The sequence below is a fragment of the Pseudomonas sp. B3G-3 genome (assembly GCF_028640915.1).
Taxonomy (GTDB): domain Bacteria; phylum Pseudomonadota; class Gammaproteobacteria; order Pseudomonadales; family Pseudomonadaceae; genus Aquipseudomonas; species Aquipseudomonas chlororaphis_I.
In genome coordinates this window covers 99,966-122,272 of sequence record NZ_JAQZAB010000125.1, presented here as the reverse complement: position 1 = coordinate 122,272, position 22,307 = coordinate 99,966, and the positions used below count along the sequence as shown (strand labels likewise).

Below are 22,307 nucleotides of genomic sequence, written 5' to 3'. Positions count from 1 at the left end.
CCTTGCGGTTGGCGGGAATCGAACCCGCGACCACGCTGTCCTGTAGTTCCACCGGCATTCGCCGGGTCAATCGGTGCAGGCCGGGCCTGCGGGCAGCGACAAGAGAACAGGCACATCGCTCTACCGACTGAGCTACAGCCTTGCGGCTGGCGGGACTCGAACCCGCGACACCTTGTAGTACCTGTGGCATTCGCTGCCATCCCGCTCGGGCGGGAGAAAAACCTGCGACGACAAGGGTCGATGAAACCGTGCACTCGTGTTCTGACCGTTGAACTACGGCGCCTTTCCAGGCACCGGCGGGACTCGAACCCGCATCACGAATCTGGGATGTAGTTCCATCAGCATTCGTCGCTGAAACTGCAAAAAAGGTGGCACGACAAAAGAAGTGACTGATAGCCGGAATCGAACCGGCATAACCATGATGTACAGCCACTGGCATTCGTGCCTTCACAGGCCCTGACTAAATCTGCTGGGACATCTTTGGATGTAGTCACAGCGGCATTCGGGGCCAATGAACAAAAAATCTTCGGCGTGCGCCGGGTGAGCGGCGCACGGTTTATCTCATGTCTTGCCGATCAGGGCGCCATCGCCTCGATCGCCTCGACCCAGTGCTGCGCACCGTAGTTGCCCGCGGTGAACTGCTGGATCACATCGAACACCGCGTCACTGAAGCCGCCGACGTTGAGGATGTCCTCGCGGTCCGGCGCCTGGGTGGTGGCCCCGGGCTGCATATCGATGCACACCAGCCGCGCCTGCGGGTTGATGGCCTTGATCCGCTCCCACTGGCGCAGGGTTTCAGTCGCCCCATGGCGCCGCGCATCGATCCACGACTCGTTGTCCGAGACCAGGATCAGGGTGTCCACCTTGCACTTGGCGTTGGCCAGTTGTGCCAGGGGCGCCGAGCAGTTGGTCCCGCCACCGCCGATGGCCGCCAGTTTCTGCGCATTGCTCATCACGCTGTCCCGCGGGTTGAGGCGAATATCCACCACCCCGACCTCGAACGGCATGACCCGCGCCGCCGGCTGCTTGCGCAACACCGCTGCCGCCACCAGCGCCGCCACATCGATGCAGCGCACCGCCGTGGTGGCGCCCTGGCGATAACCGGTGACCGGGCTGTGCATCGACCCCGAGACATCCGGGCACACCACCACCGCGCCTTGCAGCGCCGGCACGTTGGCCAGCGACAGCTCCAGGGCATCCTGCAACGCCTCGCGCACCGGCTGCGGCACCTCGTCCCCGGCCATGCGGTAGGCCGCCAGCAATTGGTACGGGTAGACCCGGGCCTTGGCCACTTCGGCGGCATCCGCCAGCCGCGCCGCCACATACTCGGTGCAACCCGGCACCTGGAACGCGCCATGGCGGGCCAGGGTATTGAGGTTCATGCGCAGCCCCTGCCAGCCCATATTGTGCGCCTGTTCGGCCCATTGCTCGCGGCTCAGGGTTTCGTTGCCGAGCAACTGGAACGGCACCTGCGGCACCGCCGTGGTCGCACCGCTGCGAAACGCCAGCAAGGCGCGGGTCAGCTCAGGCAGCGCCTGCGCATCCACCGGCTTGCCGATCAACCAGGCGAAGAAGGCTGCGCGCCAGGCCTCGCTTGGCTTGGGGTGAACCATCTTGACCACGTCCGCCAGCGACGGCTGGTTACCCACCGAGGCCTGCAACAGCTGGCGTTCGCTGGCGCTGTTCAACCAGTTCTGCACCAGGCGCTTGGGCTGCGACCCCAGGGATCTGCGCCCGGTCGCCCCACTGCGCAGGATCTGCACGAAGTTGCGCAGCATCTTGCCGTTGTCCACCACCTGGGCAAACAGCTCCGGCACCAGGGCCGAGCGTTGCGCGGTCAACGCCGCCAGCAGCAAGGCCGGCATGTCTTTCATATGACCCTGCTGCCGAGCGTAACGCGCGGCCTGGGCGACGAAACGGCTGTCGACTTCGCTCACCAGCTGCAGCACCGCTTCCAGCTGACCTTCAGGCGAGGTGTAGAAGGTCGAGTTCAGGCAACCGGTCACCGCCAGTTGGGCCAGGCGGTGCTTGGCGTTGTAGGCATAGGCCGGGGCCTGGGCGGCGTTCAGGGTGTTGCTCGCCGGTGCTTTTGCCTGTTGGGTGTTGAACAGCTGGAAGTTGGCCATCTTGGCGTCTCGCTCTGTTGTCTTGTTCGTTGCCAGAGAGATTGCAGCCGCTGTGCCAGTTTTATTTTTTCCTGCGAATATTTTTTTAACTTATTGATTTATAACGATTTTATTTTTAAATACTTTTTCCTTTGCGAGTCTTCGAGACAAAGCTGCTGATAATTTTATATCTTTGTTTATCGCTTTTTATCTTCAGGTATAAACATGTCGGGCAAGCCCACGGTCGCCATAGGTTTTGTCGGTTCCACCCTCGATCGCGTCGGCAAGGGCGCCAACCGCTGGAGCCACTGGCGCCCCAGTGTCGGCCTGTGCCAGCAGCAGGACGTGCTGATCAATCGCCTGGAGCTGATCCATGGTGTCGACGCCCGGGACGTCAGCCTGGCCGAGCGGGTGGCCAACGACATTCGCCAGGTGTCGCCCGAAACCGAGGTGCGCCTGCACCCCATGGGCCTGAAGAACCCCTGGGATTTCGAAGAGGTGTACGGCGCCCTGCACGACTTCACCAGCGCCTACCCGTTCGACACCGAGCGCGAGGACTACCTGGTGCACATCACCACCGGGACCCACGTGGCGCAGATCTGCTGGTTCCTGCTGACCGAGGCGCGCTACCTGCCGGCGCGGCTGATCCAGACCTCCCCGGCGCGGCGCCGCGACCCGGAGCAGCACGCCACCGGCACCCATGCCCTGATCGACCTCGACCTGTCGCGCTACGACCGCATCGCCTCGCGCTTCGCCGGCAAGCGCCTGGAGGGCCTGGCCTTCCTCAAGTCCGGGATCGCCACCCGCAACGCCGCGTTCAACCGCTCCATCGAACAGATCGAACGTGTCGCTGTGCGCTCCAAGGCGCCGATGCTGCTGATCGGCCCCACCGGTGCCGGCAAGTCGTTCCTGGCCCGGCGCATCTATGAGCTCAAGCGCGGCCGGCATCAGGTCCAGGGACGCTTTGTCGAGGTCAACTGCGCCACCCTGCGCGGCGACGGCGCCATGTCGGCGCTGTTCGGGCATATCAAAGGCGCCTTCACCGGCGCCCAGAACGCCCGCGACGGCCTGCTACGGGCGGCGGACGGCGGCATGCTGTTTCTCGACGAGATTGGCGAGCTGGGGCTCGACGAACAGGCGATGCTGCTCAAGGCCATCGAGGAAAAACGCTTCTTCCCCATGGGCTCGGACAAGGAAGTGGACAGCGACTTCCTGATCATCGCCGGTACCCACCGCGACCTGCGCGGCCGGGTCGCCCAGGGCCTGTTCCGCGAGGACCTGTATGCGCGGATCAACCTCTGGACCTTCAACCTGCCGGGGCTGGCCGGGCGGCGCGAGGACATCGAGCCGAACATCGATTTCGAACTGGAACGCCACGCCCGGGAACAAGGGCGCCTGGTGCGCTTCAACCTCGAGGCGCGGCGGCGCTACCTGGCGTTTGCCAGCTCCAGCGAGGCGGCGTGGCTGGGCAACTTCCGCGAGTTGTCGGCGTCCATCACCCGCATGGCCACCCTGGCCGACAGCGGGCGCATCGACGAAGCCCAGGCCGAGGAAGAAATCGAGCGGCTCCGTTATGCCTGGGGCTTGAGCCAGGCGCAGGATCCGTTGGCCACCCTGCTGGGCGACACAGCCGAACTCGACCTGTTCGACCGCCTGCAACTACAGGCGGTGCTCGAAGTCTGTCGCCAGGCCGACAGCCTGTCCGATGCCGGACGCAAGCTGTTTGGCGTGTCCCGCCAGACCAAGGCCCAGCCCAATGACGCCGACCGCCTGCGCAAGTACCTGGCGCGCTTCGGCCTGGAGTGGAAGCAGATAGTTGCACCTGCGGACTAAGAGGGGTTGCCTGCGAGCGCTGCGCGCTCGATCGCAGCCTGCGGCAGCGGCTACACAAGCCCACGGCCCCGCCCGCCAACGGCACAGATCGCTTCCCCGGTAGCCGCTGGCGAAGCCTGCGATCGGGCGCGAAGCGCTCGCAAAAGCGCCCCACACAATTGACCTGCCCTCAGCCGCCCGGCACCGCGAACACCGCGTTGGCCCTGGCCACCACCCGTTCGCCGACTTGCAGGGTGACGGTGGCAAAGGCCATCTGCCGGCCGCGCTTGGAGTGCTCCAGGCGCACGTCGATCCACTCGCCGACCTGCACCGCACCGAGGTAGTCCAGGTGCATGCTGGCGGTGATCAGCGGCAGCGGTGGGTCACTGGCAAAGGCCATGGCGTAGCCCATGCCGATATCGGCCAGGGTGGCGAGGATGCCGCCGTGCACGCTGCCACGCCCGTTGGCGTGACGGCTGTCGGCGCGCAGGCCGATCTCCAGTTGCAGGCCACTGCCACGGCAATACACCGGGCCGATCAGCTCCAGCAACGGGCTGCTGCGGGACAAGGGGGCATAACCTTCGGGTAACTCGGGCGTGCTCATGGCGGGTCTCCGTTGCCGATGGTGATGACCGGGGTGCGGGTCATCGGTCCCCGAGGTGTACCCCGAAGCAGCACCCGCGCCCAGCCGTATCCATCCGGCAAATCCCTGGCGATAAGCCGCGGCGACACCACATCCTCGCCCCTCATGAGGCAATCGACGATAAGATACGCAGCCGTCCCGCCAGCCCCGGGCACGATCATTTATTTCAAGGAGCGACCATGCACCCTCAGGACGACACCCCCACCCCGCTGCGCAGCCTCGCCGTGCTGCTGCTCAGCACCCTGCTGGCCGCCTGTTCCCCCAGCGATCGTTCGTCCTCGGTGGCGGTCGGCGGTGCCCAGGGCAAGGCCGGTGCGCAACTGGCCTACGAACACGAGCTGAGCCTGTCGCTACCCTCGGCGCAGATCGCACCGCGCCTGGCCGCCACCCGCGAAGCCTGCGAAAACGCCAAATTCGGCGCCTGCAATATCCTGCGCCTGCAACAAGGCCAGTATCACGCCCAGGTGATCCTGCGCATCGTGCCCGACGGCGTCGAACCGATAGTCGCGCTGGCCGCCCAGGGCGCCGAAATCGGCGAACGCATCACCAGCGCCGAAGACCTGGCCGACGCAGTGGCCGACGTGCAGCGCCAGCAGGAACGGCTCAAGGCCCAGCAGCAACGCCTCGACCAGCTGGCGGCGCGCAAGGACATCACCGTCAGCGACCTGATCGCCCTGAGCAAGGAACAGGCGAGCATCGAGAACGACCTGCAAGCCCTGGCCCAGGCCGCCGCCGGGCACCAGCGGCGGCTCGACACCAACCGCCTGACCCTGAACTTCGTGCCCACCGACAGCAGCCAGCGCGGTTCGAAATTGCAACGGGCCTTCGACAACCTGCTGGACAACCTCGCCTACGGCACCGCCGAAGCCCTGGAGAAAGGCAGCTACGTGCTGCCGTTCCTGATCCTGGCCTTCCCGCTGGTGATGATCTGGGTCTGGCTGTGGCGCCGGTTCGTGCGCCGCCGTTGAATCGCAGCACTCTGCAAAACCCGAGAAGCCCGGCCTGATGTGCCGGGCTTTTTCATGGGCACGATCAGCCTCGCCTCACCAGCATCCCCTGCCCACCGCCAAGCCCCGCTAAACAAGGCCTGGCGAGCACTGACGAAGAAAACTGCACGAACGTACCTGAAACTGGCACGTTTTTCCCATGCACCTGCAGCTTGCGAATCGACCCACCAGAAGAGCCGCATCGACGGTGCCTACCCGCACCAATAGCAATCATCGGACGCTATCCGCGTCCCTATAAAGTGCAGACGGCGAGCCAAAAGCTCGTTGAGCTGAGACTGGCGATAAGGAAGTCTCATGTGCGATGTGCAGTCATGTTCACCGGCGTTTTCCGCTATTGGCTCCACCGTTTCGCCCCTGGTTCCGCCTCGTCCGGCAGCCCTGCCCGGACCGGCCCTCGCGCCCTGCGCGTCATCAACGGTCGACCTTGCGCACGCTACCCGGCGCTGCCTGGGCCAGCGTCTGCTAATGCCCCCTACTCCAGTCGACAGGACAACTTCCAGGCTGGCGATCGCGACCGTTTTAACGCCGACCCTGTCCCGCTATCGATATCCAAGCCAGTCTTCCCGGGTACTGTCCACTGTATCCCGACACACGCATTCGCCCCCTGCCCGGTCTCGCCACTGTTCAAGTAGCGTCGACGGAAGAAGCCTCGACAAGATCGGTCGTCGACTGTTTCTAAACCACTAAGCAGCCACTTTACTTTGCACTCGATGACATTTCACCGAGCGAAAGTCGTGTTCCCATCGTTGCGTATTCGACAATAAACAAACGCTCCAAGGCGCGTTAAAAGTGGATGGTCAAAGCATTGTCAGACAATAAGGCAATTCAACATCAACGCATCGGCCACTTGATAATGAGCAGAGCACTATTTACAGACACTCAATGTACGTACCGGTTAATTATTTATACCTCAACAGGCTAATAAGACGTCCGCCACCGCCCAGTTCCATGGCGGGCTGGCGAGCGCGCCATAGAGACTCAAGGATGTCCCCGAAGCAGGCCACTAAAGGCTGCAGAAGCGCTACACAGAGCCCAGAGAACAACAAGACCAAGGACCTCCAGACAATGACCAACTAGTCACTGTTTATTTGCACCAAATCAATTCGCCAGACACTTTTTAGTGCGTTGGCCACGCTATTGATCATCCCTGTTTCCGGCTGAAAATCGGATAACCCAGGGCAGGCTGGCTCGCCCCCATAAAATATTAAAGGTCAACTTTTCGAAGTACCGAATTTATGTTGTCGCGCCCGTTTTTCTCGCAAATTTATATAAATGCGACATGCACTACGGGCCATCGCCAATTGCATAACAAGCGACACAATCTGGCATAGCGGTTGCTATATGTAACGAGTACGAGACAGGTGCACTACAAACACCAGCTCATCCCATAACAATGTTCCAGGGAGTGGTAATGAACAATCTAAGCCGAAGGCGTTAAGCCACTCGTTTGCACAAGGCCGTTCAACTGGATAGTTCAACTATCGGCTTTTGCTCACCCTTGAAAAAGTTAAACCCGTCTTTCGAATATTCCAGCCAATGTTCGAACGGTGCCTTATTGCCCTTCATCCGACCGAGGGAGCTTTAATGAACGATGCGGTAAAGAACAGAACCCTGCCGAGGCCCTTGGGCGATGAAGCCGTCGTCCAGGTTGCGCGGGGCCGTCCTTATAAGGGCAATGCATCGAAACCCGCAGGCCTGAGCAAGCGTCAGGTGCTGTTGCTGGTGACGGTCTCGGCCCTGCTCCATGGTGGCGCCTGGTGGTTCTTCCAGCAGACCCGCGCCGCGCCACTGGAAACGCCCCCGGAAATCCCGGAAATGACCGTCGAGCTGAGCAGCCCGACCCCGCCCGCGCCGCCCACCCCGGAACCCCCGCCGCCTCCGCCGCCGCCCGAACCCGAGCAACCGGTGGAAGACGAAGACGCACTCAAGCCGCCGCCCAAGCCGGTGGAGAAACCCAAGCCCATCGAAAAGCCCAAACCGGTCGAAAAACCCAAGCCGGTGAAAAAGCCCGAGCCGCCGAAAACGCCGGCGCCACCCGCTCCCGCGCCACCGGCCGCGCCCACAGCGCCCAGCCAGCCGGCCGCCGCTCCGGCGCCTGCCGCGGCCCACGGGCCGGTCAAGGAATCGGCGGCGGTTTCCGGCCTGGCCAGCCTCGGCAACCCGCCGCCGGAATACCCGTCCCTGGCCCTGCGCCGCAACTGGGAAGGCACGGTGGTGCTGCGCATCAAGGTGCTGCCCAACGGCCGCGCCGGCAGCGTGGAAGTCACCCGTTCCAGCGGCAAGCCGCAACTGGACGAGGCCGCCGTGGCCGCGGTGAAGAACTGGAAATTCATCCCGGCCAAGCGCGGCGACACGCCGATCGAAGGCTTCGCCACCCAGACCATCGATTTCAAATTGCCGCAATGACCGCGGCCTGACCTGAACTCACAACCTGTTTACGCATGCGAGGTGTAGCCATGAACGATTCCCTGACATCCCTGATTGTCCCCGGCGTGCTCTGGGCCCTGGTGCTGTTTTCCGTGGTCAGCTGGGCACTGCTGCTGGTCAAGTCGGCGCAGTACCTGCGGCAGAAGACCCAGAACCGGCAGTTCAGCAAAGCTTTCTGGAGCGCCCCGGACCTGCTCACCGCCGCCGAACACGCCAGCCAGTACCCCGGCTCCCTGGCGCGCATCGCCAGCAGCGGTTTCGAAGCCCTGCTGGTGGAGGAGTCGCCACGCACCACCCAGCAACTGGCCCACACCATCAACCGCGCCGACCGCCTGGAGCGCAACCTGCGCCAGCAGATCCAGAAGGAACGCCGGGCCCTGGAAAGCGGCCAGGCGGTGCTCGCCAGTATCGGCAGCACCGCGCCCTTCATCGGCCTGTTCGGCACGGTCTGGGGGATCATGGAGGCCCTGCAGAGCATCGGCGCCAGCGGTTCGGCCAGCCTGGAAACCGTGGCCGGGCCGATCGGCCATGCGTTGATCGCCACCGGCGTGGGCATCGCCGTCGCCGTGCCGGCGGTGCTGATCTACAACTTCTTCCTGCGCCGCCTGAAGCTGGCCTCGGCCAGCATGGACGACTTCGCCCATGACTTCGACGCCCTGGCCCAGCGCAGCGCCTTCGCCATCAGCCGCCAAGCCATCGCCAGCAAGACCGCCCACGCCGTACGGGAGGCCAGCTGATGTCCTTCTCCACTCAAGACAGCGACGAAGTGCTCAGTGAAATGAACGTCACGCCCCTGGTGGACGTGATGCTGGTGCTGTTGGTGGTGTTCATCGTCACCGCCCCGCTGATGACCAACGCGATCAAGGTCAACCTGCCGAAGACCGACGCCGTGGCCCCCGCCGAGAAGAAAGACCCGGTGGTGGTCAGCGTCGACCAGGACGGCAAGTTCTACCTGGCCAAGTCCGAAGTGGCCCCCGAGCTGCTGGAAAGCAGCCTCAAGGAAGTCAAGGCCAAGGACAGCGAGGTGCGCGTGCAGCTGCAGGCCGATGCCGCCGTCAACTACGGCCAGGTGGCCAAGGCCATGGCCTCCATCGAACGTTCGGGGATCACCAGGATATCCGTGATGACCACCCGATGAAGGCAGTGCCTGGCGCCCCCTGAGGGACGCGCCAGGCACTGCCTCGAAAAATCCCGTCGCAATCGGCCGACCGCAAGACGCCACGCGCCTGCGGAGGGGATCGGCTTGCTTGAAGAAAGTGGTTTTCCGGGGTCGGTACAACCCAGCCGGAGCAATGAGGGCCCACAAGGCCATTTCGATAAACGTCTGAAAGAGTCGGAAGTAATCATGCTGATGAACATTCCACGTTTCACGCTCAAGCCACTGGTGACCACGCTGCAACGGCACCGTTTTGTCCCGCTGTACCTGATGGCCATGGGCCTGGGCGCCGGCACCGCGCACGCCGCCGAAGAGGACGCTGACAGCAGCGCCGCAGTCCCGGCCACCAGTGCCGCGGCCGTGGCGCCCACCACCCAGCTGCAACGGGTCGAAGTGACAGGTTCGGCGATCCGCCGGGTCGATGCCGAAACCGCGGTGCCGATCACCATCCTGCGCGCCGAAGAGCTGCGCAAACAGGGGGTAAGCACCACCGCCGAACTGGTGCAGCGCATCACCGGCAGCCAGTCGATCAACAACAGCGCCGGCTCAGTGGGAGCCGCCACCGGCGGCGCCTCCTTCGCCGACATGCGCGGCATCGGCGCCAACAAGACCCTGGTGCTGCTCAACGGCCGACGCCTGGCCAACAACGCGTTGTCGGGCACCAACTCGGCCGGCGGCGCGGTGGACCTGAACATGATCCCCTTCGCCGCCATCGACCGCGTCGAAGTGCTGCGCGACGGCGCCTCGGCCCTCTACGGCACCGACGCCATCGGCGGTGTGATCAACTTCATCACCAAGAAATCCCTGACCGACGGCCAACTGACCCTGGGCGGCGAAACCCCGACCCACAGCGGCGGCGGTGCGAGCAAGGATATGAGCGCCAGCTGGGGCTTCGGCGACCTGGAAGAAGACCGCTTCAACGTGCTCGGGGTGTTCAACTACAACAAGCAGCAGAACCTCGACGCCAACGACCGCTCCTTCGCCACCGACTACCGCCCCGGCCGCGGCCTCGACCAGACCTCGGGCACGGCCTTTCCAGGCAATTACACCCAGGGCGACAACGCCACCAACCCGCTGGCCGGCAGCAACTGCAACGGGCCGAACCTGATTGCCCGCCAGGGCCTGTGCCGCTTCAGTACCCGCGAGTACATCGACCTGATGCCGGAGACCGAAAAGACCTCGTTCTTCGGCAAGAGCACCGCCAAGCTGGCGGACGATCACAACGTCAACCTGGAGTACTTCTGGTCGCGCAACAACAACGCCACGGCGGTCGGCCCGGCGCCCCTCACCGGCCTGAGCCTGGACGCTTCCTCGCCCTACTACCCGGGCAACGGCATCACCCCGGCGCCGACCGGCTTCAGCCTCGACCCGAGCCAGCCGATCGGCGTGAACTGGCGTGAAACCGCCGCCGGTGCCCGGGAATCCAAGGACCAGAACACCAGCCAGCGCTTCGTCCTGAGCTTCGACGGCCTGGTGGCCGGCTGGGACTACAACCTCGGTGCCTCCTACAACCAGAACAAGGTGGTCTCCAGCGTCACCAACGGCTACGTCAGCGACCGCGCGATGATCGCCGGCCTGGCCAGCGGCCTGCTCAACCCGTTCGGCCCGCAGACCCAGGCTGGCCAGGACTACATCGAGCAGGCGGCCTACCACGGCGCCTACTCCACGGCAGTCGGTCGAGTGGTCGGTTTCGATGGGCGCGTCAGCCGCGAGATCGGCGACTGGTTCGGTGCCGGGCCCTCCGGCCTGGCCCTGGGCGGCGAGTACCGCAAGGAGAAATTCCACCAGGACTACGAAGAGTTCGCCGGCGACATCCAGAGCCTGGGCATCGACCCGTCCGGTAGCGTCGAGGGCAATCGCAGTGTCAGGGCGGCCTACGCCGAACTGAACGTACCGGTGCTCGACAGCCTGGAGCTGTCCGTCGCCATCCGCCACGACAAATACAGCGACTTCGGCAGCACCACCAACCCGAAATACTCGTTCCGCTACCAGCCGCTCAAGGAGCTGGTAGTGCGCGGCGCCTACAGCGAAGGCTTCCGCGCGCCGTCGCTGTACGAGCTGTATGCGCCGCGCAGCATCACCTACACCCAGGGCTACTACAACGACCCGGTGCTCTGTACCGGCGGTGTGGTACAGCCCGGCGGCAACGGCGGGCGCGACTGCGGCCAGCAGTTCCTCAACCAGATCGGCGGCAACACCGACCTGGCGCCGGAAAAGGCCCGCAACGTGACCCTGGGCTTCGTCTACCAGCCAATCCGCGACCTGTCGGTGGGCCTGGACTTCTGGTGGATTCACATCTCCAACCAGATCCAGCCGTTCCCCGAATCCACGGTGTTCGACCAGTCCGGCGCCTATGCCGACCGCTTCGTGCGCAACGCCGACGGTTCGCTGAACTACATCGTCACCGGCAACGCCAACCTGGGCATAGTCGAAACCAACGGTGTCGACGTATCCCTGGACTACCGTTTCCCCAATACCCCCTACGGCCAGTTCGGCCTCGGGCTGCAAGGCACCTACGTCAAGAGCTACGACTTCCAGAGCACCATCAAGGGGCCGTTCACCGACAAGGTCGGCGACTTCGAGGGCGATGGCGTGATCGCCCGCTGGAAACACAACCTCACCGGCACCTGGACCCTGGGCGCGGCGCGGGCCTCGCTGAGCAACCGCTTCACCACCGGCTACAACGACTACGACCGCACCACCAATGCCCGCGTGGCCTCGTACTCGGTGTGGGACCTGGCGGCCGGCTACACCTTCGACAAGGTGCTGGACGTCGACGCCGGGGTGAAGAACGTCTTCGACCGCGACCCACCGTTCTCCAACCAGGCCTACAACTTCCAGAGCGGCTACGACCCCCGTTACACCGATCCGCTGGGCCGCACCCTGTTCGCGCGCATGACGTACCACTTCTGAGTCACCGCCGGGGCCGCGCAAGACTCCGGCCGGCCCCGGCCGCATTGCGAATTCGCACCCCATGGTGGCCCGCCGCCGTGGGTCTTTTCGCCCTGCCGCCCCAGGCTTTCCGGCATCACGAGGAACCTTTCGATCATGTCTGCACTGACTCGCACCCTGGCCAGGCTGGCGCTGGCCACCGCGCTGCTTGGCGCCGCCGCCGAGGCCCTGGCCGCCGCCCACGGCAGCTATGCCATGACGGTCTATGGCGAACCGCCGAAGTACCCGCCGGGCTTCCAGCACTTCGACTACGTCAACCCCGATGCGCCCAAGGGCGGCTCCCTGAGCCGCGCCTCGATGGAGATCGGCCAGTTCAACTACATCACCCCCTATGCCGACCAGGGCATCGCGGTGGCCCAGGTCAACGACTGGGTGTATTCGCCCCTGGCCTTTCGTTCCCTGGACGAGCCCTACACCGTCTACGGGCTGGTGGCCGAACGCATGGAGCGCGACCCCGACGGCCTGTGGGTGCGCTTCTACCTCGACCCCAGGGCACGCTTCGCCGATGGCACGCCGATCACCGCGCAAGACGTGCGCTACACCTTCGAGCTGCTGCTGAGCAAGGGCAGCCTGAGCTATCGCCAGCAGTACGGCGACGTGCGGGACGTGGTGATCGAAGGCCCCGGGCAGGTGCGCTTCGACTTCAAGAACAACCTCAACCGCACCCTGGCCCTGGACCTGGCGACCCTGCGCGTGCTGCCCGAACACTGGTGGAAAACCCGCGACTTCGCCAACGGCGGCGGCTTCGAGCCGCCCCTGGGCAGCGGGCCGTACAAGGTCGGCAAGGTCGACGCCGGGCGCAGCATCAGCTTCGAACGCGATCCGAACTGGTGGGCCAGGGACCTGCCGGTCAGCCGCGGCATGTATAACTTCGACAGCCTGACGGTGAATTTCTACGGCGACACCGACGTCGCCCGCCAGCTGCTGCAGGCCGGCGCCTTCGACTACAACCGCGAGTTTTCCTCGTCCGGTTATGTGGTCGGCTACGACAGCCCGGCCCTGCGCGACGGCCGCCTGCAACAGGCGATCCTCGCGCCGGACAAGCCCACCGCCGCCCAGGGTTTTGTGTTCAACCTGCAAAGGCCGGTCTTCCACGACCGCCGGGTGCGCCAGGCGCTGACCCTGCTGTGGGATTTCGAGTGGACCAACAAGCAGATGATGCGCGGCTTCTACGTGCGCCAGCAGAGCTACTGGCCGAAAAGCGAAATGGCCGCCAGCGCCCTGCCGGATGCCCGCGAGCGGGAGATCCTCGAACCCTTGCGCGGGCAGATCCCCGACGAAGTCTTCAGCCAGGTCTACCGGGCCCCGCAGACCGACGGCAGCGGCCGCATCCGCGACAAGCAGCTGCAGGCCCTGCGCCTGCTGGCCGAGGCCGGCTGGACACCCCGCAATAACCGCCTGGTGAACGCCGCCGGCGAGCCGCTGGAGTTCACCTTTCTCGATGGCCAGGGCGGCTTCGACCGCATGCTGCTGCCGTACAAACGCACCCTGGCGCAGATCGGCATCACCCTCAACCTGCGGCGCATCGATTCGGCGCAGTACATCAACCTGCTCAACGCCCGGGACTACGACATGATCGTCACCAGCTTCCCCCGCAGCGGCGACCCCATCGTCTCCCCGGGTCGCGAGCTGTACAGCCTGTACGGCTCGCAAAGCGCGACCCAGGTCGGCAGCTCCAACGCCATGGTGCTGGCCAACCCGGCGGTGGACCGCCTGATCGACGGCCTGGTCCAGGCCAATAGCCGCGACGAGATGGTGCATTACGCCCGGGCCCTGGACCGGGTGCTGCAATGGGGCCAGTACCTGATTCCCAATTACTACTCCAAGGGCACGCCCACGGTGTTCCAGAACCGTTTCGGCCGGCCGGCCATCGCGCCGATCTACGACGAGGGCCTGAACACCTGGTGGGAGGTCAGCCCCAAGGCCCTGACCGCCAGCCAGATGAGCGCCCTGCGCGGCACCGTGGGGGCGCACTGACATGGGCCGTTACCTGAGTCGTCGCCTGCTACTGATCATCCCCACCCTGCTGTGCATCCTGGTGGTCAACTTCCTGATCGTCCAGGCCGCGCCCGGCGGCCCGGTGGAACAGGCCATCGCCCGCCTGCAAGGCTTCGGCGGGCATGCCATGGGCGGTGGCGCCGAGGTTGCCGCAGTGGGCGGCGGCGGACGCAGCAGTCGGGGCCTGGACCCGGCGCTGATCGAGGAGATCAAGCACCACTACGGCTTCGACAAGCCGATGCACCAGCGCCTGTGGCTGATGCTGAAGAACTACGCGCAACTGGACTTCGGCAACAGCTTCTTTCGCGGGGCCAAGGTCACCGACCTGATCCTGCAGAAGCTGCCGACCTCGCTGTCCCTCGGCCTGTGGGCGACCCTGATCACCTACCTGGTGTCGATCCCCCTGGGGGTGCGCAAGGCGATCCGCAACGGCAGCGCCTTCGATGCCTGGACCAGCAGCGCCATCGTCCTCGGCTACGCCATGCCGGCGTTCCTGTTCGCCATCCTGCTGATCGTGGTGTTCGCCGGCGGCAGCTACCTGGACTGGTTCCCGGTGCAGGGCCTGGTCTCGGACAACTTCGCCAGCCTCGGGCCCCTGGCCAAGGTCGGCGACTACCTGTGGCACCTGGTGCTGCCGGTGTCGGCCCTGGTGATCGGCGGCTTCGCCACCCTGACCCTGCTGACCAAGAACAGCTTCCTCAACGAGATCAGCCGCCAGTACGTGGTCACCGCCCGGGCCAAGGGCCTGAGCGAACGCCGGGTGCTCTACGGCCATGTGTTCCGCAACGCCATGCTGCTGGTGATCGCCGGCATTCCCACGGCGCTGATCGAGGTGTTCTTCGCAGGCTCACTGCTGATCGAGACCCTCTTCAACCTCGATGGCCTCGGGCGCATGAGCTACGAGGCGGCGGTGTCGCGGGACTACCCGGTGGTGTTCGGCGCGCTGTTCCTGTTCACCCTGTTCGGCCTGCTGATCAAGCTGATCGGCGACCTGTGCTACAGCCTGGTCGATCCGCGCATCGACTTCTCGGCGAGGACTGCCTGATGTTCACACTCTCTCCCCTGGGCCGTCGCCGCATCGAACACTTCAAGGCCAACCGCCGGGGTCGCTGGTCGCTGTGGCTGTTTATCGGCCTGTGCCTGGTCTGCCTGGGCGGCGAACTGATCGCCAACGACAAGCCCCTGGTCATCCGCTATCACGGCGCCTGGTATTTCCCGATCCTCAGCGACTACGACGAAACCGAATTCGGCGGCGAACTGCCGTTCCAGCCGGACTATGCCAGCAGCTACGTGCACGAGCTGATCGAGGGCCAGGGCGGCTGGATGCTGTTCCCGCCGATCCCCTTCAGCTACGACACGGTCAACTACGACCTGGCGCAACCGGCGCCCAGCCCGCCCTCGGCGCAGAACTGGCTGGGCACCGACGACCAGGCCCGGGACGTGCTGGCGCGGGTGATCTTCGGCACCCGGGTGTCGATCCTGTTTGCCCTGGTGCTGACCACCGTCAGCGCACTGATCGGTATCACCGCCGGCGCCCTGCAGGGTTATTACGGTGGCTGGGTCGACTTGTTGGGGCAGCGCCTGCTGGAAATCTGGTCGGGGCTGCCGGTGCTGTACCTGCTGATCATTCTCTCGGGGTTCGTCTCGCCGAGCTTCTGGTGGCTGCTGGGGATCATGGCGCTGTTCTCCTGGCTGGCCCTGGTGGACGTGGTGCGCGCCGAGTTCCTGCGTGGCCGCAACCTGGAATACGTCAAGGCCGCGCGGGCCCTGGGCCTGAGCGACGGTGAGCTGATGCGCCGGCACATCCTGCCCAACGCCATGACCTCCACCCTGACCTACCTGCCGTTCATTCTCACCGGCGCCATCGCCACCCTCACCGCCCTGGATTTTCTCGGCTTCGGCATGCCCGCCGGCACCGCCTCCCTGGGCGAGCTGATCGGCCAGGCCAAGCGCAACCTGCAAGCCCCCTGGCTGGGCCTGACGGCGTTTTTTTCCCTGGCGCTGATTCTCTCGTTGCTGGTGTTTATCGGCGAAGCCTGCCGCGACGCCTTCGATCCCCGGAGCTGACATGCACGACAACCTGATTGAAATCCGCAACCTCAAGGTGGCCTTCGCCGGCACCGAAGTGGTCCATGGCCTGGACCTGGATATCCGCCGCGGCGAATGCCTGGCCCTGGTGGGCGAGTCCGGCTCGGGCAAGTCGGTGACCGCCCACTCGATCCTGCGCCTGCTGCCGGCGCAGAAGGTGCAGACCCAGGGCAGCATCCGCTACGCCGGCCTGGACCTGGTGCAGGCCAGCGACGCCCAGTTGCGCACCTTGCGCGGCAACCGCATCGCGATGATCTTCCAGGAACCCATGACCTCGCTGAACCCGTTGCACACCGTGGAAAAACAGATCGGCGAAGTGCTGGACGTGCACAAGGGCCTGCGCGGTCGCGCGGCCCGGGCGCGGACCCTGGTACTGCTGGAGCTGGTGGGCATCGGCGAGCCGCACAAACGCCTCAAGGCCTACCCGCACCAGCTGTCCGGCGGCCAGCGCCAGCGGGTGATGATCGCCATGGCCCTGGCCAACGAGCCGGAGCTGTTGATCGCCGACGAGCCGACCACGGCGCTGGATGTGACGGTGCAGCGCAAGATCCTCGAACTGCTGATCGCGTTGCAGCAACGCCTGGGCATGTCGCTGCTGCTGATCAGCCACGACCTCAACCTGGTGCGGCGCATCGCCCAGCGGGTGTGCGTGATGCGCCAGGGCGAGATCGTCGAGCAGGCCGAGTGCGAGGCACTGTTTCGCGCCCCGCGACATCCCTACAGCCGCTTGCTGATCGAGGCCGAGCCCAGCGGCGCCCCGGTGCCCAGCGCCTACTCGCACAATCTGCTGGAAGTGAGTGAACTCAAGGTCTGGTTTCCCTTGCCCAAGGGCCTGTTCAGCCGCCAGCGCGACTACATCAAGGCGGTGGACGGCGTCAGCCTGAGCCTGCACCGGGGCAAGACCCTGGGCATCGTCGGCGAGTCCGGCTCGGGCAAGTCCACCCTCGGCCAGGCAATCCTGCGGCTGGTGGAGTCCGAGGGTGGCATCCGCTTCGGCAACAAGGAGCTGAGCATCCTCAACCAGCGCCTGATGCGCCCCTTGCGTCGGCAACTGCAGGTGGTATTCCAGGACCCCTTCGGCAGCCTCAGCCCGCGCATGTCGGTGCAGCAGATCATCGCCGAGGGCCTGCTGACCCACGGCATCGGCACCGCCGAGGAACGCGAGGCGGCGGTGATCCGCGTGCTCGAGGAAGTCGGCCTCGACCCGCAGAGCCGCCACCGCTACCCCCACGAGTTTTCCGGCGGCCAGCGCCAGCGCATCGCCATCGCCCGCGCCCTGGTGCTGGAGCCGGCGCTGATCCTGCTGGACGAACCCACCTCGGCCCTCGACCGCACCGTGCAGAAGCAGGTGGTCCAGTTGCTGCGCGAGTTGCAGGTACGCCACGGCCTGACCTACCTGTTCATCAGCCACGACCTGGCGGTGGTCCACGCCCTGGCCCACGACCTGATCGTGATCAAGGACGGCAAGGTGGTGGAACAGGGGCCGTCGCGGGCGATCTTCAGCGCGCCGCAACACCCCTATACCCGGGAACTGTTGCAGGCTTCAGGGCTGCAATGGAGCCCGCCGCAGGCCTGCGAAAAGCTGGCCTGAGGCTCTGTTCCGGGGGTTGGCGCAGCTATCATTGGCGTCGATGGTCACCATCGACCCAATGAAATTCTCAAAAAAAATCCGCCGCGTAACATCTGCTCCATACCAACCAACAACACCCCGGAGCACACCACCATGAAACGCCAAATTCTTCTCAGCATCGCTTTCTCGGTTCTTGCAGCAAACGCTTTTGCCGCGTCCTCGGCCTACCCGGTAGTCGCCGAAGGCGGCTCGGATCGCCTGATTGAAAAACGTGTCGCCGAAGGTGGCGCTGATCGCTTGATCGAACGTCGTGTAGCTGAAGGTGGCTCTGATCGCCTGATCGAACGCCGTGTTGCCGAAGGTGGTTCCGACCGTCTGATCGAACGTCGCGTTGCTGAAGGTGGTGCTGATCGTCTGATCGAACGTCGCGTTGCCGAAGGTGGTTCCGACCGTCTGATCGAGCGTCGCGCCGTATGATTGCGCGGTCCGCAGTACTCGAAAAAAAGCCCGGCCTAAACAGCCGGGCTTTTTTCATTTCAGGGCATCGGGATTCCCCGATCGATCGCTATCACCCTGCTCACCTGGCCATGCAGCGCTGATAACGCTCATCCACGCGTTTGGCGAACCAGGCGGTGGTCAGTTTGCGGGTGATCTTCGGACTCTTCAGCTGGATGCCCGGCAGGATCTGCCGCGGCAACGCCTTGCCCTGGGCCTGATCGGCCAGGGCGAATACCCGCTTGTACAGCTTGGTGTCCTCGAATTCGAGGCTGTTGCCCTTCTCCAGCTGGTTGCGAATGGTCGGGTTGCGCATGTCCAGGGATTTGCCCAGGGCGCGCGCCGCCAGCTCGGTGCTGCCGGGCATGATCGAGTCGTAGCGGATCAGGTCGCCATCCAGCGCCAGGGAAATCCCCGAGGCCACGCTCAGGGCGTTCTGGAACGCGGCATTGCGGCTGGCGTACCAGCCGGCGTTGAAGTCGGCGAAGCGGTACAGCGGCTGCGGGTAATTCACCGGGTAACCGAGCAAGTGGGCGATGCCGAAGTACATGCCGCCGCGCCGGCTGAACACCTCGCGGCGGATCGAGCCGTCCACGCTGTAGGGGTAATTGCGCGCCTGCTGCTCGGCGAAGTCGATGCTGACCTGCATCGGCCCACCGGTGTGCACCGGGTTGAAGCCGCCGAACAGGGTCTTGCCCATGGGCACGCTGCCGATGAAGTCGTCGAAGATCGTGCTCAGCTCCTTCTCCGTGCGCGCCCCGGCCAGGCGCTCGCTGTAGGACTTGCCGTTCGGCGAACTCACCTGCAGCGCCGCGCTGACCAGCATCGACGGCACATGCACCTTGGCCGCGCGGCGGTCGATTTCGCTGCGAGCGATCTTGCCCAGCCCCGGCACCGGCGGGTCGACCTGATAGGTGGACTCCTGCTCGGCCACCGCCAGCACTGCGCAGAGGTTGCTCTTGCTCGGCTCGATGCCCTGGGCGGTAAAGGCCACCTGGATATCCCGGGCCCAGCCCTGGCGATCGGCGACCTTGGCCGGCAGCAGACGCGCCACCTGGGCCTGAACCTGCGCCGGGCTTGGCGCCGGCGCCTTTGAACCGAGCTGGCCGGCACAACCGGCCAGGGCCAGCGAGGCCGCGACAGCGGCCCAGCGAAGTGAATGCAGAGGTTTTATAGACATGGCTTCCCAGTAATTCCGAAGGTGGCCCGCGCCCGAGGGAAGCGCGTCGCCGCGGATATCGACCCTCAAGGCGCCGCGCTGTTCCGTACCGGCGACGAACCATTTGAGCATTCCCCGTGACCGACGGCGAATTTCACCTAATCTGAAACCTCATCGCCCACAGAAAAACAACAGGCGGGGCCCATCATGAGCGTGCAACTCAACCACACCATCGTCTGGTGCCGCGACAAGCGACGTTCGGCGGACTTTCTCGTGCAACTGCTCGGCCTGCCACCGCCCACGCCCTTCGGCCCGATGCTGGTGGTGCAGCTGGATAACGGCGTGTCCCTGGATTACTACGACAACGACCCGCCCATCGCGTCCCAGCACTATGCCTTTCTGGTCGCCGCCGACGACTTCGAGCCGATACTGCAGCGTATTCGCCAGCGCGGCCTGGCGTTCTGGGCCGATCCGGGCAAGCAGCGCCCAAACGAAATCAACCGCCATGAAGGCGCTCGCCGGGTGTATTTTGATGACCCCGACGGCCACCTGCTGGAAGTGTTCAGCCAGACCTGAGCCTCCTTTACCTGCCCTGGAGTCCCCTGCGCCATGCTCTCACTGGATTTTCTCATCACCTCGCTGATTGTCGTGCTGATCCCTGGCAGCGGCGTGATCCTGACCATTTCCACGGCGCTGGTGGCCGGCAAGCGCGCCAGCCTGTTCACCGCCATCGGCTGCACCGCCGGGATAGTCCCGCACCTGCTGGCCTCGGTGCTGGGCCTGTCGGCCATCCTGCACACCAGCGCGCTGGCCTTCCAGGGCCTGGCTTTCCAGGGTTTGAAGCACGCCGGAGTCGCCTACCTGCTGTACCTGGCCTACGCCACCTGGCGCGACCGTTCGGCCTTCGCCGTCGACACCAGCGCTCCCGCCGCCAGTGCCGGCGGCCTGGTGCTCAAGGCCTGCCTGCTGAACATCCTCAACCCCAAGCTGACGATTTTCTTCCTGGCCTTCCTGCCGCAGTTCATCAGCCACGACGGCCCGTCGCCGGCCATGCAGATGCTCGGCCTGAGCGGCGTGTTCATGGCGATGACCTTCGCCGTGTTCGTGGTCTACGGCCTGCTGGCCAACCTGTTCCGCAAGGCGGTGATCGAGTCGCCCCAGGTGCAGAACTGGCTGCGCCGCAGCTTTGCCGCCAGCTTCGCCGCCCTGGGCCTGAACCTGGCGTTCGCCCAGCGCTGAACCGTTGTACGCAACACCGGCATGACATTGATCTCTCGACGAGGGCAAGGACATGAACCGCAGCGACGTACTGATCATTGGCGCCGGCCCCACCGGGCTGGTTCTGGCGCTGTGGCTGAGCCGGCAGGGGGTCAAGGTGCGCATCCTCGACCAGACCGCCGGCCCCGGCACCACCTCCCGGGCCCTGGCGGTGCAGGCGCGGACCCTTGAGCTGTACCGCCAGCTGGACCTGACCCAGGCCATCCTCGACCAGGGTCACCGGGTGCCGGCCGCCAACCTCTGGGTCAAGGGCGAACAGGCCGCCCACCTGCCCTTGAGCAGCATCGGCGCGGACCTGACGCCCTACCCCTTCCTGGAAATCTACCCGCAGGACCAGCACGAACAATTACTGATCGAGCGCCTGCAGCGTTTCGGCGTGACGGTCGAGCACCAGACCGAACTGCTGAGCTTCACCGACCACGGCCACCTGATCAGCGCCCAGCTGCGCGGCGCCGATGGCCAGGAAGAAACCTGCCAGGCCTTCTACCTGGCCGGCTGCGACGGCGCCCGTTCGACGGTGCGCAAAACCTTGGGCATCGACTTTCCCGGCGGTACCTATCAGCAGGTGTTTTATGTGGCGGATGTCGACGCCCGGGGGCCGGCGCTCAATGGCGAACTGCACGTCGACCTCGACGAGGCGGATTTCCTCGCGGTCTTTCCGCTGGCCGGCGAAGGCCGGGCACGGCTGATCGGCACGGTGCGCGACGAACGCGCCGAACAGGCGGAGACCTTGAAATTCGAGGACGTCAGCCGGCGCGCCATGGACAACCTCAAGGTCCAGGTCGACCGGGTCAACTGGTTCTCCACCTACCGCGTGCATCACCGGGTGGCCGAGCGCTTCTTCAACGGCCGCGCCTTCCTGCTTGGCGACGCCGCCCACGTGCACAGCCCGGCCGGCGGCCAGGGCATGAACACCGGGATCGGCGATGCCATCAACCTGGCCTGGAAACTCGCCGCGGTGCTCAGCGGCAAGGCCGAGGAGCACCTGCTGGCGACCTATGAGTTCGAACGCATCGAATTCGCCCGGCGCCTGGTGGCCACCACCGACCGGGTGTTCAGCTTCGTCACCGCCGACGGGCCGATCGCCAACCTGCTGCGCACCCGCCTGGCGCCGCTGCTGATTCCCAAGGTGACCGCGGTGGAAGCGGCGCGCGAGTTCCTGTTCCGCACGGTGTCGCAGATCACCCTCAACTACCGCGACATGCCCCTGAGCTGCGGCAGCGCCGGCCATGTCCACGGCGGCGATCGCCTGCCCTGGGCCCACGGCGCCGTCACCGACAATTTCGCCAGCCTCGACCACCTGGGGTGGCAGGTGCATGTGTATGGCGTCACCAGCGACGCCCTGCGCGCCTGGTGCGCCGAGCGGCAACTGCCGCTGACGGTGTTCGACTGGGAACCGGCGCACCAGGCCGCCGGCCTGGCGCGCAACGGCTTCTACCTGCTGCGGCCGGACACTTATGTGGCGTTGGCGGAAAAATCGGCGGACCCGAAGGTCATGGAGCGGTATTTCGAGGAGCGCAAGATTGCGTTGTGAGTAGCGTTGCTGCAGCAGTCGGCTGGGCAGCAGGGATTTTTTGCGGTGTTCGAGCTGACGCTATCGCGGGCAAGCCTCGCTCC

General features: G+C 65.1%; 17 protein-coding genes and 1 tRNA gene. 14 read left to right on the top strand and 4 right to left on the bottom strand.

Going from position 1 to position 22,307, the window contains the following annotated elements; translation table 11 throughout:
- Positions 1 to 6 precede the first annotated feature (6 nt).
- Both PVZ80_RS26745 and PVZ80_RS26740 read right to left on the bottom strand, forming a co-directional pair.
- Positions 7 to 142 (bottom strand) — tRNA-OTHER (locus PVZ80_RS26745).
- Between the two features lie 433 nt (positions 143 to 575).
- Positions 576 to 2,126, bottom strand: a complete 1,551-nt coding sequence (locus PVZ80_RS26740) for an RNA-binding protein (protein ID WP_038631439.1) — start codon at positions 2,124 to 2,126, stop codon at positions 576 to 578.
- 204 nt (positions 2,127 to 2,330) lie between these two features.
- On the opposite strand from PVZ80_RS26740, the gene rtcR reads away from it, so the two are divergent.
- Entirely contained in the window at positions 2,331 to 3,938 is a 1,608-nt protein-coding gene (rtcR, locus tag PVZ80_RS26735; protein ID WP_038631437.1) for an RNA repair transcriptional activator RtcR, read from the top strand.
- A 169-nt stretch (positions 3,939 to 4,107) separates the two neighbouring features.
- Here the strand turns inward: rtcR and PVZ80_RS26730 are convergent, their stop codons facing one another.
- Entirely contained in the window at positions 4,108 to 4,521 is a 414-nt protein-coding gene (locus tag PVZ80_RS26730; RefSeq protein ID WP_273864801.1) for a PaaI family thioesterase, read from the bottom strand.
- 218 nt (positions 4,522 to 4,739) lie between these two features.
- Here PVZ80_RS26730 and PVZ80_RS26725 point away from each other — a divergent pair, with 218 nt between their 5' ends.
- From PVZ80_RS26725 to PVZ80_RS26680, 10 genes are all read left to right on the top strand, one after another.
- Complete coding sequence (locus PVZ80_RS26725; protein ID WP_009048250.1) at positions 4,740 to 5,528, top strand: DUF4349 domain-containing protein; 789 nt, start codon at positions 4,740 to 4,742, stop codon at positions 5,526 to 5,528.
- A 1,623-nt stretch (positions 5,529 to 7,151) separates the two neighbouring features.
- Positions 7,152 to 7,973, top strand: a complete 822-nt coding sequence (locus PVZ80_RS26720; RefSeq protein WP_009048249.1) for an energy transducer TonB — start codon at positions 7,152 to 7,154, stop codon at positions 7,971 to 7,973.
- 50 nt (positions 7,974 to 8,023) lie between these two features.
- Positions 8,024 to 8,731, top strand: a complete 708-nt coding sequence (locus PVZ80_RS26715; RefSeq protein WP_009048248.1) for a MotA/TolQ/ExbB proton channel family protein — start codon at positions 8,024 to 8,026, stop codon at positions 8,729 to 8,731.
- Complete coding sequence (locus PVZ80_RS26710; protein WP_009043172.1) at positions 8,731 to 9,132, top strand: ExbD/TolR family protein; 402 nt, start codon at positions 8,731 to 8,733, stop codon at positions 9,130 to 9,132. Before PVZ80_RS26715 ends, PVZ80_RS26710 begins: the two co-directional genes overlap by 1 nt.
- 207 nt (positions 9,133 to 9,339) lie before the next feature.
- Entirely contained in the window at positions 9,340 to 12,063 is a 2,724-nt protein-coding gene (locus tag PVZ80_RS26705) for a TonB-dependent receptor (protein WP_009048247.1), read from the top strand.
- A gap of 135 nt (positions 12,064 to 12,198) precedes the next feature.
- Entirely contained in the window at positions 12,199 to 14,079 is a 1,881-nt protein-coding gene (locus tag PVZ80_RS26700) for an extracellular solute-binding protein (RefSeq protein WP_009048246.1), read from the top strand.
- Position 14,080: 1 nt separating this feature from the next.
- Positions 14,081 to 15,145 (top strand): microcin C ABC transporter permease YejB, encoded by a 1,065-nt coding sequence (locus PVZ80_RS26695; protein ID WP_009043169.1) that lies wholly within the window; start codon positions 14,081 to 14,083, stop codon positions 15,143 to 15,145.
- On the top strand, positions 15,145 to 16,167 hold the full coding sequence (locus PVZ80_RS26690; protein WP_273864800.1) for an ABC transporter permease: 1,023 nt from the start codon (positions 15,145 to 15,147) through the stop codon (positions 16,165 to 16,167). The genes PVZ80_RS26695 and PVZ80_RS26690 overlap by 1 nt, the downstream gene beginning before the upstream one ends.
- 1 nt (position 16,168) lies before the next feature.
- A complete protein-coding gene (locus PVZ80_RS26685; RefSeq protein WP_273864799.1) occupies positions 16,169 to 17,779 on the top strand; it encodes an ABC transporter ATP-binding protein in 1,611 nt (536 codons plus the stop codon).
- 132 nt (positions 17,780 to 17,911) lie between these two features.
- Entirely contained in the window at positions 17,912 to 18,235 is a 324-nt protein-coding gene (locus PVZ80_RS26680; RefSeq protein ID WP_289961898.1) for a hypothetical protein, read from the top strand.
- Between the two features lie 100 nt (positions 18,236 to 18,335).
- Here the strand turns inward: PVZ80_RS26680 and PVZ80_RS26675 are convergent, their stop codons facing one another.
- Complete coding sequence (locus PVZ80_RS26675) at positions 18,336 to 19,433, bottom strand: DUF1615 domain-containing protein (RefSeq protein WP_009048241.1); 1,098 nt, start codon at positions 19,431 to 19,433, stop codon at positions 18,336 to 18,338.
- A 186-nt stretch (positions 19,434 to 19,619) separates the two neighbouring features.
- On the opposite strand from PVZ80_RS26675, the gene PVZ80_RS26670 reads away from it, so the two are divergent.
- The 3 genes from PVZ80_RS26670 to PVZ80_RS26660 are packed head-to-tail and all read left to right on the top strand — an operon-like array spanning position 19,620 to position 22,224.
- A complete protein-coding gene (locus tag PVZ80_RS26670; RefSeq protein WP_009048240.1) occupies positions 19,620 to 19,988 on the top strand; it encodes a VOC family protein in 369 nt (122 codons plus the stop codon).
- Between the two features lie 33 nt (positions 19,989 to 20,021).
- Complete coding sequence (locus PVZ80_RS26665) at positions 20,022 to 20,651, top strand: LysE family translocator (protein ID WP_009048239.1); 630 nt, start codon at positions 20,022 to 20,024, stop codon at positions 20,649 to 20,651.
- 52 nt (positions 20,652 to 20,703) lie between these two features.
- Positions 20,704 to 22,224 (top strand): FAD-dependent oxidoreductase, encoded by a 1,521-nt coding sequence (locus tag PVZ80_RS26660; protein ID WP_273864798.1) that lies wholly within the window; start codon positions 20,704 to 20,706, stop codon positions 22,222 to 22,224.
- Positions 22,225 to 22,307: the final 83 nt, after the last annotated feature.